Source organism: Streptomyces phaeochromogenes (genome assembly GCF_001418655.1).
Classification (GTDB): Bacteria; Actinomycetota; Actinomycetes; order Streptomycetales; family Streptomycetaceae; genus Streptomyces; species Streptomyces phaeochromogenes.
The window spans coordinates 58,619-75,014 of sequence record NZ_LIQZ01000022.1 but is presented as its reverse complement, the minus strand read 5'-3'; the positions used below and the strand labels follow the sequence as shown (position 1 = coordinate 75,014).

The window sequence follows — 16,396 nt, the reverse complement described above, 5'->3', positions numbered from 1 at the left end:
CCCCCTCTACCTCCCCCGGCTTCTCCTCCTGGGCCGCTCCTTCCGCCGACTCGCCGCTCTGGCGCGTCCGGCGTCTGGTCGAACTGGCCGTCACGGGTGGACGCCGGATCGCCGCCGAGTCCACGCGCGGGAACGATCACGACGGCCACGCGGCCGTGCTGCGCCGCAGCGGGCTGGTCACGGGCTCGGACCTGATCACCGCGCTCGGCGCGGTGGCCGGGCGCCGCTCCCTCGACGTCTTCGGGCGCCACAGCGGAGCCGACCCGGACCAGTACGCGACCCGGTGGCTCGCCACGGCCGTCTATCTGGCCGCCGCCGAAGCGAACCTGAGGCACGGGACATGGCCCGGGCACGAGCACGCCGACACCGACACCGACACCGACACCAGCGTCGACACCCGCCATTCATGATCCATCGATTCATGATCCATGAGGTCGATCACTCGGTACGGAAACCGTTCGCCAGAGAGGTCGGCGCTCTGCTTGGCTCGCCCCATGAGTGACCTCCACCTCCGCTGCGCCACCCTCGCCGACATCGACACCGTGCTGCGTTTCTGGCGTGAAGCCGCGGAAGGAACCAGCATCAGTGACGACCACGCCGGAGTGGCCGCCCTCGTCACACGAGACCCCGAAGCCCTGCTCCTCGCGGAGCGCGACGGCACCCTGGCGGGAACCGTCATAGCCGGGTTCGACGGATGGCGCTGCTCCGCGTACCGACTGGCCGTACACCCGGACCACCGTCGGCAGGGCATCGCGAGCGCTCTGCTGGAAGCGGCCGAGCAGCGCTTCGCCGCGCTGGGCGGGCGCCGCGTCGACGCCATGGTCCTGGAGGCCAACGAACAGGCACACCACACCTGGGCCGCCACTGGCTACCATCGCGAGGACCACTGGCGACGCTGGGTCAAGCCGCTGGCCGACTGACCGAAGCGCGGGGCGTGCCTGATCCTCCGTCCGTGGGGGACCCGGTCGTCTCCCCGCAAAGTCGTCTCCTAGGAAAGGTGTGAGCCTCCGCCCATGGGCGAGCCTCCCGGTACCCGACGGCACGGCGTCCCGCTGTGCCGCCATCGCGCGATTCCCCCGCCCGTGGCCGATCATGGGACGGAGGTGACCCGATGACCGAAGTGCTCCTCCTGGCCGTGGCGGTGCTGCTCTCGCTCGCCTGCGGCGCCTTCGTCGCGGCGGAGTTCTCACTGACCACGGTCGAGCGCAGCGAGCTGGAGCGGGCCGTCGAGCGCGGCGAAGTCGGCGCGGCGGGCGCCCTCAAGGCCGTACGGAACCTCACCTTCCAGCTCTCCGGCGCCCAGCTCGGCATCACGGTCACGAACCTGGTCGTCGGCATGCTCGCCGAGCCGTCCGTCGCCAAGCTCATCGCGGGTCCGCTGGAGGCCGCCGGTGTCCCGGAGTCCGCTTCCTCGTCCGTGGCCCTGATCCTCGGTACGGCCCTGTCGACGGTCTTCCTGATGGTGGTCGGCGAGCTGGTGCCCAAGAACTGGGCGATCTCCTCACCGCTCGCCGTGGCCAAGCGGGTGGCGACTCCGCAGCGCTGGTTCAGTTCGCTGTTCCGGCCGTTCATCAGCCACCTCAACAACACGGCCAACCGTGTCGTACGCCGCTTCGGTGTCGAGCCCGCCGAGGAGCTGGCCTCCGCGCGCGGCCCGCAGGAACTGGTCGCGCTGGCCCGGCACTCCGCGAAGCAGGGTGCCCTGGAGCCGGACACCGCCGAGCTGTTCGTGCGCACGCTGAACCTCGCGGACCTCACCGCGGAGAACGTGATGACGCCGCGCGTCCAGGTCATCGCCCTCGACGTCCAGGCGACCTGCGAGGACGTGGCGAACGCGACCCGGGCGACCGGGCTGTCCCGTTTCCCCGTCTACCGCGGCAACCTCGACTCGGTCGTCGGTGTGGCGCACATCAAGGACTGCGTCGCCGTGCCCGCCGACCATCGCGCTCGTACGCGCGTGTCGACGCTGATGCGTGAGCCCCTGCTCGTACCGGAGTCGCTCACCGTCGACCGGCTCCTGGACCGGCTGTCCGGCAAGCGCACGATGGCCGTGGTCATCGACGAGTACGGCGGCACCGCCGGGGTCGCCACCCTGGAGGACATCGTCGAGGAGGTCGTCGGCGAGGTGCGGGACGAGCACGATCCCCACGAGACGCCCGATCTGGCCCCGGCCGGCACGGACGACGAGGACCGCACGCTGTACTCCGCCGACGGCTCCGTACGCATCGACCGGCTGGCGCGGGTCGGTCTGCGCGCGCCGGATGGGCCGTACGAGACCCTCGCGGGCCTGATCGCGGCCGAGCTGGGGCGCATTCCCGCCGAGGGGGACACGGTCGAGGTCGCCGGGTGGCGGCTGGACGTGGTGGACGCGTCGGGGCGGCGGGCCGCACGGGTGCTGATGCACGCGCCGCACGCCGTGGCTGTCCCGTCCGAACGGCCCAGGAAGTCTCGTGAACGTGAAGGGGGCGAGCGATGACCGCCGTGCAGCTGCTCATCGGTCTGGCGACGCTCGTCGTGAACGCCTTCTTCGTGGGGGCCGAGTTCGCGCTGATCTCCGTACGCCGCAGTCAGATCGAGCAGACCATGGAAGGCGGCGCGGAGGGCGACCGGCGGGCGCGCAGTGTGCTGTGGGGTCTTGAGCACGTGTCCGCGCTGATGGCTGCGGCACAGCTCGGTATCACGCTGTGCACGCTGGTTCTGGGTGTGGTCGCGGAGCCGGCGATCGCGCATCTGCTGGAGCCGCTGTTCCACGCGGTGGGTCTTTCGAAGGGCACCGGGCACGTGATCTCGTTCGCGATCGCGCTCTCCCTGGCCACGTATCTGCACATGCTCCTCGGCGAGATGGTGCCGAAGAACATCGCGCTCGCCGAGCCGGTGCGGACGGCGCTGCTGCTCGGCCCGCCGCTGGTCGCGCTGTCGCGGGCGCTGCGGCCGGTGATCTTCACGATCAACGCCTTCGCGAACGGCCTGCTGAAGCTGATGAGGGTCGAGGTGCGGGACGAGGTGTCCGCGACGTTCTCGGACACCGAACTGGCCCGGCTGGTCAAGGATTCCAGCGAGGCCGGGCTGATCGACGACCGTGCGCAGGAGCGGCTGCACGACGCCCTGGAACTGGGGCGCCGTCCGGTGCGGGACGTGGTGCTCCCGCTGGAAAGCGTCGTCTACGCGCGCGTGGGTGTCACGCCCGAGCAGTTGGAGGCGCTGTCCGCCGAGTCCGGTTTCTCCCGCTTCCCCGTCGTGGACGAGGGGCGTCGCATCGTCGGCTACCTCCACGTCAAGGACGCACTCGACGCGATGCCGCGGGACCTGCCGTTCCGGGTCCAGGACATGCGACCCATCGCGCGCGTCAGGGAGAGCACACCGCTGGACGACGTACTGACGGCCATGCGACGCAGCCGTACGCACCTGGCCGCGGTGCTGGGTACGGACGGGCGGCTGGCGGGGCTGGTGACGATGGAGGACGTGCTGAGGGAGTTGTTCGGGCAGCCGGTGTGATGGACGGGGGCGGGCGGCGCGCGAGGGCGTGCGCCGGGCGGCGTAGGAGGGCATGCGCCGGGCGGCGTAGGAGGGCATGCGCCGGGCGGCAGACCGGTGGGTATGTGCACGGGTTATCATCTCTTCCGCCATGCAGACGAATGCCACCTACACCAGTCTTGTCGCGATCGGCGACTCCTTCACCGAGGGCATGTCGGACCGCCTTCCCGACGGCTCGTACCGCGGCTGGGCCGACCTCCTCGCGGCCCGGATGGCCGCTCGGACACCCGGTTTCCGGTACGCCAACCTCGCGGTACGCGGCAAGCTCATCGGCCAGATCGTCGCCGAGCAGGTCGACGTCGCCGCGGCCATGCAGCCCGACGTGATCACACTCGTGGGCGGGCTCAACGACACGCTGCGGCCCAAGTGCGACATGGGGCAGGTCCGCGGACTCCTGGAGGAGGCCGTCGAGCGCCTCGCCCCCGCCTGCAAACAGCTCGTCCTGATGCGCAGCCCCGGCCGCCAGGGCCCGGTCCTGGCACGGTTCCGGCCGCGCATGGAGGAACTCTTCGCCTGCGTCGACGACCTCGCGTCCCGGCACGGCGCGCTCGTGGTCGACCTCTACGGGGCACCGTCGCTGGGCGACCCCCGGATGTGGGACGTGGACCGGCTGCACCTGACGGGCGAGGGACACCGCCGGGTCGCCGAGGCGGTCTGGCAGACGCTGGGGTACGACGCGGAGGACGCCGACTGGCGCACCCCCATACCGCCGTCCCCGCCGCCCGGCTGGGGCGCCCGCCGCACCGCCGACGCGCGCTTCGCCCGCCAGTACCTAATCCCGTGGATCGGCCGCCGCCTCACCGGCCGCTCATCGGGCGACGGCCGCCCGGCGAAACGACCGGACCTGCTGCCGTACGAGACTCCGGGGGCGTAGGCCCTGGCATGCGCCGGGGGCGCTGTGTCGAGCTGCCCGGGGGTGGCGGGCCTCCCAGCGGCGGCGGGCCGACCGGTGGTGACGGGCCGGCCGGTGGCGTGCGCGGCCCGTGCGGCGCATGATCGGGCTCGCCACCCCGCGTGCCGCGCCGGCACCGCCAGCCCCGCCGAGGGAACGGAGTCCGCCGTGACCACCACCGTCATCAACCTCAAGGGCCACATCCACGACTTCGGCCCCCGCCTGGAGGACGCCCCGGCGGACCTCGTGTACGTCGGCCGCCGCTGGACCATGGGGCACTGGGACCTTCCCCAGCACCCGCTCTACAACCCGTTCGCCTACGACACCGCCACCAAGAAGCGCGACGGCACCCGCGCCGAGGTGATGGCCAAGTACCGGACGTACCTCCTCGAACGCCCCGAGCTGCTCGCCCTCGTGCCGGAGCTGCGCGGCAGGACGCTGGCCTGCTGGTGTGTGCCGGAACTGTGCCACGGCGACATCCTGGCGGAGCTGGCCGACGCGGGTTCGTAGACCGCCGGGTCGGAATCCGTGGATCAGCGCCAGAGGATCACCACCGAGGAATCCGTGGATCACCGCCGGCTGCCTCCCAGCCGCCCGCCCGCGCTCTCGTAGCTTCCGACAAACGAGCCCGTGGCGCTGGCCTGCAGGAACCGCCAGTAGAATCTGGACACGTGACTGCGCCCGCAAAGCCCCGTATCCCGAACGTCCTCGCCGGCCGCTATGCCTCGGCCGAGCTCGCCACCCTGTGGTCCCCCGAGCAGAAGGTGAAGCTGGAGCGTCAGCTCTGGCTCGCCGTTCTGCGGGCCCAGAAGGACCTCGGGATCGAGGTGCCGGAGGCCGCGCTCGCCGACTACGAGCGGGTCCTCGACCAGGTCGACCTGGCCTCGATCGCCGAGCGCGAGAAGGTCACGCGGCACGATGTGAAGGCGCGGATCGAGGAGTTCAACGACCTCGCCGGGCACGAGCACGTACACAAGGGCATGACGTCCCGGGACCTCACCGAGAACGTCGAGCAGCTGCAGATCCGGCTCTCTCTGGAGCTGATGCGCGACCGCTCGGTGGCCGTTCTGGCCCGTCTGGGCAAGCTCGCGGGCGAGTACGGCGAGCTGGTCATGGCCGGGCGCTCGCACAACGTGGCGGCGCAGGCGACGACGCTCGGCAAGCGTTTCGCGACCGCCGCCGACGAGCTGCTCGTCGCGTACGGCCGGGTCGAGGAGCTGCTCGCCCGCTACCCGCTGCGCGGCATCAAGGGCCCGGTGGGCACGGCCCAGGACATGCTCGACCTGCTGGGCGGGGACGCGGCCAAGCTCGCGGACCTGGAGCAGCGGATCGCCCGGCACCTGGGCTTCTCGCAGGCGTTCACGTCCGTCGGCCAGGTCTATCCGCGCTCGCTCGACTACGAGGTCGTGACGGCGCTGGTGCAGCTGGCCGCGGCGCCTTCGTCCACCGCGAAGACGATCCGGCTGATGGCGGGGCACGAGCTGGTCACCGAGGGCTTCAAGCCCGGCCAGGTCGGCTCCTCCGCGATGCCGCACAAGATGAACACCCGCTCCTGCGAGCGTGTCAACGGCCTGATGGTGATCCTGCGCGGCTACGCCTCGATGACGGGCGAGCTGGCGGGCGACCAGTGGAACGAGGGCGATGTGTCCTGCTCGGTGGTGCGCCGGGTCGCGCTTCCGGACGCGTTCTTCGCGCTCGACGGTCTGCTGGAGACGTTCCTGACCGTGCTCGACGAGTTCGGCGCGTTCCCGGCCGTCGTCGCGCGTGAGCTGGACCGCTACCTGCCCTTCCTCGCGACGACCAAGGTGCTGATGGGCGCGGTGCGCGCGGGTGTCGGCCGTGAGGTCGCGCACGAGGCCATCAAGGAGAACGCCGTCGCCTCCGCCCTCGCCATGCGTGAGCAGGGCGCCGAGCGCAACGAGCTGCTCGACAAGCTCGCCGCGGACGAGCGCATCCCGCTGGACCGGGCCGGGCTCGACGCGCTGATGGCCGACAAGCTGTCCTTCACGGGCGCCGCGGCCGACCAGGTCGCCGCCGTCGTGGCCCGGATCGAGGAGATCGTGAAGCAGCACCCGGAGGCCGCGGGCTACACGCCGGGGGCGATCCTCTGACGCGGTTCACCCCCGCCGAACTGGAGGCCGCCCGCGACCGGCTCGTGCCGGACGTCGTCGCGGACGGTCTCCAGGTGCTGTTCTGCGGCATCAACCCCGGCCTCATGACGGCTGCGACGGGCCACCATTTCGCCCGCCCCGGCAACCGCTTCTGGCCGGTCCTGCATCTGTCCGGCTTCACGCCCCGGCTGCTGAAGCCGTCGGAGCAGGGCGAGTTGCTCTCGTACGGGCTCGGCATCACCAATGTGGTGGCGCGGGCGTCGGCCCGGGCGGACGAGCTGAGCGCGGACGAGTACCGGGAGGGCGGGCGGCTGCTCGCCGCCAGGGTGGAGCGGCTGCGGCCCCGGTGGCTCGCCGTGGTGGGCGTGACCGCCTACCGGGCGGCCTTCGACGACCGCAAGGCCAAGATCGGGCCTCAGGAGCGGACGTTCGGTTCGACCCGTGTGTGGGTGCTGCCCAACCCCAGTGGTCTGAACGCGCACTGGACGGCGGCGACGATGGCGGAGGAGTTCGGCCGGTTGCGGGAGGCCTCGCAGGCGTGACGGGCCTCGGCAGGGCCGACTCGGGGACCCGTCACGGCGGGGCCAACTCCGTGACCAGCGCGAAGAGTTGGACCTCCAGCCCCTCCCTCGGCTCCGAGACCCCGACGGCGACCCAGCGTCCGGTGCCGTCGGCCTCCCACAGGTCCACGTATCTCACGTAGGCGCTGAGGTAGGCCCACGGCTTCGGTATCTGCTCGTCCGGGTCCTCGGAGCGCAGGAAGACACCGTCCAGGCTCGTGGGGTACGCCTCTCCCCAACGCTGGTTCAGCCGCTCTGCGACGCCCTCCCTGTAGGCGGTGAACTGGTCCGTGATCTCCGTCCGCTCCCCCTGGTCACCAGTCCCCAAGCCGTGCGTCGTCTCCAGCACCACCAGGTGGTAGCCGGGTCCCCCCGCGCCGATGTCCGACCAGCCGTGCGCCGCGGGGAAGTCGCGGACGCACAGCTCGTCGATCGTGGCGAGGTGTCGCTCAGTGGTCATGAAGTCCAGTAAAGCGGTCACCACTGACACTTGGCGGCCCGTCAGGTGACAACGGGCCCTCGGGTTCACGCGTCCCGTCGGCGAACGCTCCAGGCTCCGGCCAGGAGTGCGGCCCCCGCCCACACCGCCGTCACCGCGAGCCCGGTCCACGGCCCGAGCGCGCCGCCCCATGTCTCGTGCAGTGCCACCTGCCCCGCCTTGTCGGGCAGGAAGTCGGCGGCGCTCCCCGACACGTCCCCGACCACGAAGGAGACGATCAGGAGGAAGGGGATGAGGATGCTCAGCGTGGCGACGCCGCTGCGCAGCAGCATGGCCAGCCCGGCCGCGAAGAGGGCCATCAGCGCCAGGTAGATCCCGCAGCCCACGACTCCCCGCAGCCCCTCGCCCCAGCTCATCCCGCTTGCCCGCTCGCCGAGGACGGCCTTGCCCACGGCCAGGCTCACGCATCCGGTGAGGAGGCCGACGGCCAGGACGGGCACGCCGATGGCCGTCGCCTTCGCCGCGAACCACCGTCCGCGGTGGGGTACGGCGGACAGCGAGACCCGCAGGGCGCCTCCCTGGAACTCGGCCGAGACGGCCTGCGCGCCGAACGTGATCGCGGCGATCTGCCCGAAGCTGACGCCGAAGAACGCCGAGAACAAGGGGTCGAAGTCCGCGTCCGCGGAGTTGTCGAGGCCGGCGAGTGCGGAGAACGCGGCGGTGACGAGGACGAGGGCGCCCAGTCCCGCGACGAGCGACCGCAGGGTGCGGATCTTGAGCCACTCCGAGTGGAGTACGGGTGCGAACGGCACGGTCAGGCCTCCTGCGGCTGAGTCGGGGACTGGGCGGCGAACTCTGCCTCCGTGGCCGTCAGATCCAGGTAGGCCTGCTCCAGCGTGCCCTCCTGCGCCGCGAGTTCGAGGATGGGAAGGCCCGCTCCGGAGGTGAGGCGGCCGATGTCGTCCACGCGCGCGTGGCTCACGATCCACCGTTCCCCCTCCCCTTCCACGGCGTCGTACCCGTGCCGGGCGAGCAGGTCCCGGAGTGCCGCGCCGTCCGTGGTACGGACGCGTACGCGGGGATCCACGCGCGCGTGGATGAACTCCTGCATCGGAGTGTCGGCGAGGAGGCGGCCACGCCCCAGGACGACGAGGTGGTCGGCGAACGACGCGGTCTCGTTCATCAGGTGGCTGGACACGAGCACGGTGCGTCCCTCCCGGGCCAGCCGGCGCATCAGCTCCCGGATCCAGATGATGCCTTCGGGGTCGAGCCCGTTCGACGGCTCGTCGAGCAGCACCACCGGCGGGTCACCGAGGAGCGCGGCGGCGATGCCCAGCCGCTGGCGCATGCCCAGGGAGTACGTCCTGACGCGGCGGCGGGCGACCGAGGCGAGTCCCGCCTCCTCCAGGACCTCGTCCACGCGGCGTTCGGGAAGGCGGTTGCTCGCGGCGAGCACGCGCAGATGGTCCCGTGCGGTGCGCGATCCGTGCGCGGCCTGCGCGTCGAGCAGGGCGCCGACGTGCCGCAGCGGCTCGTCGAGCGTCGCGTACGCCCGGCCGCCCAGAGTGGCGGTGCCGGACGTGGGCCGGTCCAGGCCGAGCACGAGCCGCATGGTGGTGGACTTCCCGGCGCCGTTGGGACCGAGGAATCCGGTGACGCGGCCCGGCACGACGCTGAAGGTCAGCCGGTCCACGGCCCGCGTGGCGCCGTACTCCTTGGTGAGGTCTTGGACGTCGATGCTGGTCATGCCCCAAGGCTGGCTGCCGGGAGGGGTCTTGGGCCTCCCCCGCCCGGGGAGAGCGTCTCCCTCGCTCGGGGGAGGCTCGTTGTCAGTGGTGGCTGGCACGATGACGGAATGGCCCGCCTGCTGCGCCCGCTGACCCGCGGGACGACGTACACCCGTCTGCTGCACCTGTGGACGCCGGTGCTGCTCGTCAGCGTGTGGATGTACATCTTCCCGTCCCAGCCGTGGGGTGTCGCGCTTCCACTGATTCCGCTCGGTCTGATCCCGGCCGTGCGTCTGGGGGAAGGGGTCCAGGCACAACTGCTGCTGACGCCGGGCGAGAAGGACTCGGGGATCTCCGTGCAGCCGTCGGCGACCTGGCGGGACCGCTCGCGCACGGTGCTGTGGCTGGAAGCACGGATGGCGCTGGGAACGGTGGCCGGGTTCGCCACCATCTGGGGTCCGATGTTGACGTACGACCTGACCGCGGCCGCGCTCGGGCATGCGGTGACGGACAACCCGCTCCTGACCATCTCGCAGCCGCACTGGGCGTACGGTCTCCTGGCGCCGCTCCCCCTCGTCGTGATGTACGCCTTGGTGGTCGGTGTCGGCGAGCTGATCACGGCTGTCGCGCGCCGCCTCCTCGGGCCGTCGCCGGCCGAGCGGGTCGCCGCCCTGGAAGAGCGCACCGAACGCCTCCTGGAGCGCACGCGCATCGCCCGCGAGCTGCACGACTCGATCGGGCACGCGCTGACGGTGGCCGTGGTGCAGGCGGGTGCCGCGCGGGCCGCGGGCGATCCCGGATTCACCGACCGGGCCCTGGTCGCGATCGAGGACACGGGCCGGGCCGCGCTGGAGGATCTGGAGCGGGTGCTCGGCGTGCTGCGGGAGTCGGAGCGTCCCGCGAGCAGTCGGCCGACGCTGGTGGAGGCCGACCGCCTCCTGGAGTCGGCGCGCGCCTCGGGGGCGAAGGTGGACGCCGAGGTGACGGGCCCCGTGGAGACGGTGCCCGGCCCGGTCTCGCGCGAGGGCTACCGCATCCTCCAGGAGTCGCTGACCAATGTGCTGCGGCACGCGGGTTCCGTGCCCGTCCGGGTCCGTATCGCCGTCGACGGCGGGGCGCTCTCCCTGGAGGTGCGCAATCCGCTGACGGTGGACATAACGGGGCCCGGCCGGGGCAGCGGATTGCGGGGCATACGGGAGCGGGCCGCGCTGCTGGGCGGCAGCGCGCGGACCGGTCCGGACGAGGGTGACTGGCAGGTGCACGCCGAGCTGCCGCTGCGCTGACCTACGCTGGCCGGGTGCCGGTCACCGTTCTGCTTGTCGACGACGAACCCCTCGTACGCGCGGGTCTGCGCGCCGTTCTGGAGGCGCAGCCCGACATCGAGGTCGTCGGGGAGGCGGCCGACGGGGCGGCGGTGATCCCGCTGGTCCGGCAGTTGCGACCCGATGTCGTCGCGATGGACGTCCGTATGCCGCTCCTGGACGGCATCGAGGCCACGCGCGCGGTGCTGCGGACGGTCGACAACCCGCCGAAGATCCTCGTGGTGACGACCTTCGAGAACGACGAGTACGTGTACGAGGCGCTGCGCGCGGGTGCCGACGGTTTCCTGCTCAAGCGGGCGCGGCCGGCCGAGATCGTGAACGCGGTGCGGCTGGTCGCCGAGGGCGAGTCGCTGCTGTTCCCGGCTTCGGTACGGCAGTTGGCCGCCGAGTACGGCGTCGGTGGCGGGAATCCCGCGGCCCGGGCCGCGCTGGACCGGGCGGCCCTGACCGACCGCGAGGCGGAGGTTCTCCGGCTGATGACCCGGGGTCTGTCGAACGCGGAGATCGCCACGCGGCTGATCGTGGGTACCGAGACGGTGAAGTCCCACGTCAGCTCCGTACTGGCGAAGCTGGGGGCGCGGGACCGTACGCAGGCGGTGATCGCGGCGTACGAGTCGGGGTTCGTGGCGCCCGGCTGAACCGGGCCCCTGGCAAGGAGGGGGTCCCCGGCACTCGCCGGAGGCCGTCGCGCCGAGTACGATCCGCCCAACCAACACGCGCACTAGCTGGGAGGACGGACGTTGGGGCGGTTGACCGGCGGGGATCCCTCTCTGCTTCGGAGGATCAACTCCGCGGTGGTGCTGCACGCGCTGCGCGCCACGGAGTTCGCGACGCTCACCGAGATCACCCGGGTGACCGGGCTGTCCCGGCCCACGGTCGAGGGTGTCGTGGAGGGGCTCATAGAGGGCGGGCTCGTCGTCGAGACTGCGGCCGAGGAGGGTGCTGCCCGGCGCCAGGGCCGTCCCGCGCGCCGGTTCCGCTTCCGGGCGGAGGCTGGCCATCTGCTGGGCCTGGAGATCGGCCCGCACCGCGTGGCCGCGCTCCTCTCGGACCTGGACGGCCGGATCCTCGGCTCGCTCGCCAAGGACGTGTGCGAGACCGCGTCGGCGGACGAACGGCTCGAACGGCTGCGTACGGCCGTCGCGGAGCTGCTGCGCCGCGCGGGGGTCGCGCGGGGGTCCCTGCGTGCCGTGGGCGTGGCCTCGCCCGGGATAGTGGAGGCCGACGGCACCGTACGCCTCGGTACCGCGCTGCCGGAGTGGACGGGGCTTCCGCTGGGCGAGCGGCTGCGCCGTTCCTTCAAGTGCCCGGTGCTGGTCGAGAACGACGCCAACGCGGCGGCGGTCGCGGAGCACTGGAAGGGCGCGGCCACCGAGTCCGACGACATGGTGTTCGTGCTGGCCGGACTGAGCCCGGGCGCCGGATCCCTCATCGGCGGGCGGCTGCACCGCGGCTTCGGGGGCGCGGCCGGCGAGATCGGCGCGCTCCACCTGCTGGGCCGCGAGGTCACTCCGGAGACGCTGCTGTCCACGACGGACGAGCCGCTGCATCCCCTGGACGAGCAGGCCGTCGCGGAAGTGTTCACCCACGCGCGTGAGGGCGACGAACGGGCCCTGGCGGCCGTCGACCGCTTCATCCAGCGTCTGGTCCACGACGTGGCCGCGCTCGTCCTGGCGCTCGATCCCGAGCTCGTGGTGATCGGCGGCTGGGCGGCGGGCATCGACGGCGTACTGGAGCCGCTGCGCAAGGAGCTGGCCCGCTACTGTCTGCGTCCGCCCCGGGTGACGCTGTCGCTCCTGGGCGAGGCCGCGGTGGCGACGGGCGCGCTGCGGCTGGCGCTCGACCATGTGGAGGAGCAGCTCTTCGCGGTGGAGGGCACCGTGACGGCACGCCGCTGAACGACGGCCCTGCGCGGAAACCGGAACGCGTCGCGGCCCGGAGTCCCGGGGCGCGACGCGTACGGGTGAAGGGTCGTCAGGAGGCGCGGCGCTCCGGGTCGTGGTGGATCTCGACGCCGCCCGAGTCGCCGAACGTCAGCCGGCAGGTGTCGGCACGGTAGGTGGCGACGGAGACCGCTGCCGTGCCTCCCTCGGCGACGAAGCGGGTCGTGACGACGAGGACGGGCGCGCCGGGGAGCCGGTCGAGTTCCTTGGCGTCGTCCGCGCGGGCCGAGCCCAGTTCCACGGAGCGGTTCTGGCCCTCCAGGCCGAGGTGCTGGAGCTCGCGCAGCACGGCACGCGCGCGTGCGGCTCCCGAGGGTGCGTCGATGCCGGAGAGGTCGGGCACCGAGGCGGCCGGGATGTAGAGCAGTTCGGCGGCGACGGGCTGACCGTGCGTCACCCGGGAGCGGCGCACGATGTGCACCTGCTCGTCGGGGTCGGTCTCCAGGGCCTTGGCCACCGCCGAGGGCGGGACCGCCAGCGTGCAGTCCGCAAGCTGCCAGGCGTCGCCGACCGCGCCGGGCCAGGTGTGCTGCTCGGATCCGACGGCCACGCCCATGCGCGGCGGTGCCACGGTCGTGCCGACTCCGCGGCGGCGCTGGAGCCGGCCTTCCAGTTCGAGCTGCTCCAGGGCCTGGCGGAGCGTGGCCCTCGCGACGCCGAACCGGGCTGCGAGATCACGCTCGTTGGGCAGGATCTCGCCCACCGAGAACTCGGAGTCCAGTGCTTCGCTGAGCACGGTCTTGAGATGCCAGTACTTGGGCTCCGGCACCGTATCCAACTGCGTGGTCCCCACCGTGTCCTCCGCAATCGCCGTGTCCCGGCGGCTTTTAACGCCCTTGTTTATTAAAGGTTCCTGCACTATCCCTGCGACCATATGGCGGCCCCAACCCTTGGTCAAGACCAATCCTCGATCCGTTACAGCTCGCACAGGTGTGTTTGCACAGAGCGTTCATGCGGCGTTCGCGATGCGCCGTATTCGTGACACAAAGACAAAGCCCCCGTCTGGTGGACGGGGGCTCGGGCCGGGCGGTGCGTGTCAGTCGACGGCGAGCGACAGCAGCTTCTCAGGGTTGCGGATGATGTAGACGCACTGGATCCGGCCGTTCACGACGTCCAGTTGGAGGACGCTGTCGGGCTTGTCGCCGGAGAGCACGAGGAGCGCCGGTCCGCCGTTGACCTCCAGGAAGCGGAACGATGCGTCCGCAACGCCCTTCTGCGAGATTCCGGCGATGAAGCGGCCCACCTTGTCGGCCGACTCCAGGACGCGCAGCGGTGCCTGGGCGCGGCCACCACTGTCGCCCACCAGGCGTACGTCGGGTGCCAGCAGAGACATCAACCCGTCGATATCACCCTCCGTCGCGGCGGCGAGAAACCGTTCCGTGAGATCGCGCTGTTCGGCGGGGTCCACCTCGTAGCGCGGTCGCTTCTCCTCGACATGCCGACGGGCCCGCCCGGCGAGCTGCCGGACGGCGGACTCGCTGCGGTCGAGCGTGACCGCGATGTCCGCGTACGGATAGCCGAAGGCCTCCCGGAGCACGAACACCGCGCGTTCCAGGGGCGACAGGGACTCCAGGACGACGAGAACGGCCAGGGAGACGGAGTCGGCGAGCACCGCCCGCTCCGCCGTGTCGGGGACGGTGGCCCCGAAGTCGGTGACGTACGGCTCGGGCAACCAGGGCCCTACGTAGGCCTCCTTGCGGGTCTGGGCGAGCCGCAGCCGGTCGATGGCGAGCCGTGTCGTGACGCGCACCAGGTATCCGCGCGGTTCGCGTACGTCGGAGCGGTCGGCGCCGGACCAGCGCAGCCATGCCTCCTGGACCACGTCCTCGGCGTCGGCCACCCGGCCGAGCATGCGGTAGGCGACGCCCGTCAGGACGGGCCGGTGTTCTTCGAAGACCTCGGTCACGGTGTCGGTAGCCACGGCACCATCCCAACCCGACGTGTCGGGTCGTGTCCAGGCGAATAACGCGTGGTCCCGCACACGGCGGCCCGCATACGGGACCGGTCGGGAGGTGCGCGGAAGACGTCGAGGGCCGTGCATCCCGGAGGTTGGCGGCATCCGGGGGCTACCCGCGGGTAGCAATTGCTGACAAGCTGTCTAGGAGTCAGCCGGTCATCAGACGAGGAGCAGCTCCATGTCCGCCACGGTCTCCTTCAGCGTCCCCTCTCCGCATGGCCCGCGGACCGTGACCCTCGCGTACGCGCGCGTGGGCAGCGGCGAACCGCTCCTCCTGCTGCACGGGATTGGCCACCACCGGCAGGCCTGGGACCCGGTCGTCGACATCCTGGCGGCCGAGCGCGACGTGATCGCGGTGGACCTGCCCGGCTTCGGCGAATCACCCGCGCTGCCGGACGGACTCGCCCACGACCTGCCGACGATGAACGCCGCGCTCAGCGGGCTGTGCGAGGCACTGGACCTCGACCGGCCCCATGTGGCGGGCAACTCCCTGGGCGGGCTGCTCGCGCTTGAGCTGGGCCGCGAGAAGCTCGTACGGTCCGTCACGGCGCTGTCGCCCGCCGGGTTCTGGTCCCCCGTCGAGCGGCGGTACGCGTTCGGTCTGCTGCAGGCGATGCGGGCTGCCGCGCGGAGCATGCCGTTGCCGATGGTCGAGCGCCTGTCCCGGTCGGCGGCGGGCCGCACCGTGCTGACGAGCAGCATCTACGCGCGCCCGGGCCGCCGTTCACCCGAGGCGGTCGTCGCCGAGACCCTCGCGCTGGCCAATGCCCAGGGATTCGCCGAGACGCTCAGGGCCGGCGGCTCGGTGCAGTTCTCCGACGACGTCCCCGGGCTTCCCGTCACCGTCGCGTGGGGCACCCGGGACCGGATTCTGGTGCGCCGCCAGGGGATCCGGGCCAAGCAGATCATTCCGCGGGCCCGGCTGGTGCGGCTGCCCGGCTGTGGGCACGTCCCGATGAACGACGATCCGGCGCTGGTCGCCCGGGTCGTCCTGGACGGCAGCCGCTGACCCGCCTCGCGTCCAACGGCTCAACGCGCCTGATCCCAGGGCGACTCCGGCACCGACCAGGGCGCTGCCGACGGCCTGGGGCGGCCCGTAGGAGCCCGTTCCGACGAGCGGGGCCGTGCAGGCCGCCGCGACGGGGATGAGCCCGGAGAAGAGCGTGGCGCGCTCCGCGCCGATGCGCTGCATGCCCATGTACCAGCAGACGAAGCCGATGACCGTGACGATCGCCGCCTGCCACAGCAGTGCGGCGGTCTCGGTGGTGTCGGGTGTCCGCAGCCAGGCGCGGCCGTCGACGATCACCCCGGCCACCGCCGACTCGACGGCCGCGACTCCGCACACGGTGGCGGACAGCAGCCGTGGCCCGAGCGGTCGCAGCACGGGCACGGCGAGCACCGCGAAGCCGACCTCTCCGACGAGCGCGCACAAGGAGAAGGCGATTCCGGCTCCGTCGGCGCGTCCCCACCCCTGGACGGCGAAGGCCCCGCAGGCCACGAGCAACGCCCCGTACAGGACGATCCGTTGGGGCCGGCGGCCCTCCAGTAGAGGTACGAGAACGGCCACGACGACCGGGGCGCAGCCTACGAAGACACCCGGTACCGCGGGTTCCGCGGAGCGTTCGGCCGCGATCACGGCGAGGTTGAACCCGACCATGCCGACGGCCGCGAGCAGCGCGAGCCGTGTCCACTGGGACGCGGTCAAAGTGCGCAGGGGTGCCGCGCCGCCCCGTCCGACCAGCGGCAGGAGCAGCAGACAGGCGAGGCCGTAGCGGAGGAACTGGCCGCCCGCGTACGGGTAGTGGCCCAGGACGCTGTTGGCGGTGAAGGAGCCTCCGACGAGGACGCAGGCGAGGGCGGCGAGCAGGGCCCCGCGGGTGGTGGTGGCGTTCATGCCCGTGACGCTATGAA

16 protein-coding genes and 2 pseudogenes are annotated in these 16,396 nt (G+C 71.9%); 12 read left to right on the top strand and 6 right to left on the bottom strand.

The genetic code is table 11. From position 1 onward, the window contains the following. The 8 genes and pseudogenes from AOK17_RS03895 to mug form a co-directional block, all read left to right on the top strand. A pseudogene (locus tag AOK17_RS03895) lies at positions 1-410 on the top strand (hypothetical protein); the annotation flags it as partial. Positions 411-494: 84 nt separating this feature from the next. Further along, positions 495-920 carry a GNAT family N-acetyltransferase gene (locus tag AOK17_RS03890; RefSeq protein ID WP_055610853.1) on the top strand — a complete coding sequence of 142 codons (426 nt, stop codon included), beginning with the start codon at positions 495-497 and terminating at the stop codon, positions 918-920. Between the two features lie 191 nt (positions 921-1,111). Further along, entirely contained in the window at positions 1,112-2,476 is a 1,365-nt protein-coding gene (locus tag AOK17_RS03885; protein ID WP_055610852.1) for a hemolysin family protein, read from the top strand. Then, the gene (locus AOK17_RS03880) at positions 2,473-3,495 is read left to right on the top strand and encodes a hemolysin family protein (RefSeq protein ID WP_055610851.1); all 1,023 of its coding nucleotides are present in this window, start codon (positions 2,473-2,475) and stop codon (positions 3,493-3,495) included. The genes AOK17_RS03885 and AOK17_RS03880 overlap by 4 nt, the downstream gene beginning before the upstream one ends. Before the next feature lie 130 nt (positions 3,496-3,625). Further along, positions 3,626-4,408: an SGNH/GDSL hydrolase family protein gene (locus AOK17_RS03875; protein ID WP_055610850.1), complete on the top strand. Its 783-nt coding sequence runs from the start codon at positions 3,626-3,628 to the stop codon at positions 4,406-4,408. 186 nt (positions 4,409-4,594) lie between these two features. Beyond that, entirely contained in the window at positions 4,595-4,936 is a 342-nt protein-coding gene (locus AOK17_RS03870; RefSeq protein WP_055610849.1) for a DUF4326 domain-containing protein, read from the top strand. A gap of 161 nt (positions 4,937-5,097) precedes the next feature. Continuing rightward, a complete protein-coding gene (gene purB, locus AOK17_RS03865) occupies positions 5,098-6,537 on the top strand; it encodes an adenylosuccinate lyase (protein ID WP_055610848.1) in 1,440 nt (479 codons plus the stop codon). Then, positions 6,534-7,079, top strand: a complete 546-nt coding sequence (gene mug, locus AOK17_RS03860) for a G/U mismatch-specific DNA glycosylase (protein WP_079052778.1) — start codon at positions 6,534-6,536, stop codon at positions 7,077-7,079. The genes purB and mug overlap by 4 nt, the downstream gene beginning before the upstream one ends. A 31-nt stretch (positions 7,080-7,110) precedes the next feature. Here the strand turns inward: mug and AOK17_RS03855 are convergent, their stop codons facing one another. From AOK17_RS03855 to AOK17_RS03845, 3 genes are all read right to left on the bottom strand, one after another. Beyond that, the gene (locus AOK17_RS03855; protein WP_055610860.1) at positions 7,111-7,557 is read right to left on the bottom strand and encodes a hypothetical protein; all 447 of its coding nucleotides are present in this window, start codon (positions 7,555-7,557) and stop codon (positions 7,111-7,113) included. 65 nt (positions 7,558-7,622) lie between these two features. After that, a complete protein-coding gene (locus AOK17_RS03850) occupies positions 7,623-8,348 on the bottom strand; it encodes an ABC transporter permease (RefSeq protein WP_055610846.1) in 726 nt (241 codons plus the stop codon). A gap of 2 nt (positions 8,349-8,350) precedes the next feature. Further along, on the bottom strand, positions 8,351-9,283 hold the full coding sequence (locus tag AOK17_RS03845) for an ABC transporter ATP-binding protein (protein WP_055610845.1): 933 nt from the start codon (positions 9,281-9,283) through the stop codon (positions 8,351-8,353). 108 nt (positions 9,284-9,391) lie between these two features. Here AOK17_RS03845 and AOK17_RS03840 point away from each other — a divergent pair, with 108 nt between their 5' ends. The 3 genes from AOK17_RS03840 (at position 9,392) to AOK17_RS03830 (ending at position 12,483) form a co-directional block, all read left to right on the top strand. After that, entirely contained in the window at positions 9,392-10,546 is a 1,155-nt protein-coding gene (locus AOK17_RS03840; RefSeq protein WP_055610844.1) for a sensor histidine kinase, read from the top strand. Positions 10,547-10,560: 14 nt separating this feature from the next. Further along, positions 10,561-11,223: a response regulator transcription factor gene (locus tag AOK17_RS03835; RefSeq protein WP_055610843.1), complete on the top strand. Its 663-nt coding sequence runs from the start codon at positions 10,561-10,563 to the stop codon at positions 11,221-11,223. Between the two features lie 102 nt (positions 11,224-11,325). After that, positions 11,326-12,483, top strand: a complete 1,158-nt coding sequence (locus tag AOK17_RS03830) for an ROK family transcriptional regulator (protein WP_055610842.1) — start codon at positions 11,326-11,328, stop codon at positions 12,481-12,483. A gap of 76 nt (positions 12,484-12,559) precedes the next feature. Here AOK17_RS03830 and AOK17_RS03825 read toward each other — a convergent pair whose 3' ends face one another. Beyond that, on the bottom strand, positions 12,560-13,321 hold the full coding sequence (locus tag AOK17_RS03825; RefSeq protein ID WP_055610841.1) for a GntR family transcriptional regulator: 762 nt from the start codon (positions 13,319-13,321) through the stop codon (positions 12,560-12,562). 243 nt (positions 13,322-13,564) lie between these two features. Beyond that, on the bottom strand, positions 13,565-14,449 hold the full coding sequence (locus tag AOK17_RS03820) for an RNA polymerase sigma-70 factor (RefSeq protein WP_055610840.1): 885 nt from the start codon (positions 14,447-14,449) through the stop codon (positions 13,565-13,567). 214 nt (positions 14,450-14,663) lie between these two features. Here AOK17_RS03820 and AOK17_RS47985 point away from each other — a divergent pair, with 214 nt between their 5' ends. Continuing rightward, the gene (locus AOK17_RS47985) at positions 14,664-15,494 is read left to right on the top strand and encodes an alpha/beta fold hydrolase (RefSeq protein ID WP_079052777.1); all 831 of its coding nucleotides are present in this window, start codon (positions 14,664-14,666) and stop codon (positions 15,492-15,494) included. Between the two features lie 96 nt (positions 15,495-15,590). Here AOK17_RS47985 and AOK17_RS03810 read toward each other — a convergent pair. Further along, positions 15,591-16,379, bottom strand: a pseudogene (locus tag AOK17_RS03810) (EamA family transporter); the annotation flags it as partial. Positions 16,380-16,396 lie beyond the last annotated feature (17 nt).

Excerpts from the sequence above, each read along its gene's own strand:
- AOK17_RS03890 (WP_055610853.1), top strand. The coding sequence starts at position 495 with ATGAGTGACCTCCACCTCCGCTGCGCCACCCTCGCCGACATCGACACC.
- AOK17_RS03885 (WP_055610852.1), top strand. The coding sequence starts at position 1,112 with ATGACCGAAGTGCTCCTCCTGGCCGTGGCGGTGCTGCTCTCGCTCGCC.
- AOK17_RS03880 (WP_055610851.1), top strand. The coding sequence starts at position 2,473 with ATGACCGCCGTGCAGCTGCTCATCGGTCTGGCGACGCTCGTCGTGAAC.
- AOK17_RS03875 (WP_055610850.1), top strand. The coding sequence starts at position 3,626 with ATGCAGACGAATGCCACCTACACCAGTCTTGTCGCGATCGGCGACTCC.
- AOK17_RS03855 (WP_055610860.1), bottom strand. The coding sequence starts at position 7,557 with ATGACCACTGAGCGACACCTCGCCACGATCGACGAGCTGTGCGTCCGC.
- AOK17_RS03845 (WP_055610845.1), bottom strand. The coding sequence starts at position 9,283 with ATGACCAGCATCGACGTCCAAGACCTCACCAAGGAGTACGGCGCCACG.
- AOK17_RS03840 (WP_055610844.1), top strand. The coding sequence starts at position 9,392 with ATGGCCCGCCTGCTGCGCCCGCTGACCCGCGGGACGACGTACACCCGT.
- AOK17_RS47985 (WP_079052777.1), top strand. The coding sequence starts at position 14,664 with ATGTCCGCCACGGTCTCCTTCAGCGTCCCCTCTCCGCATGGCCCGCGG.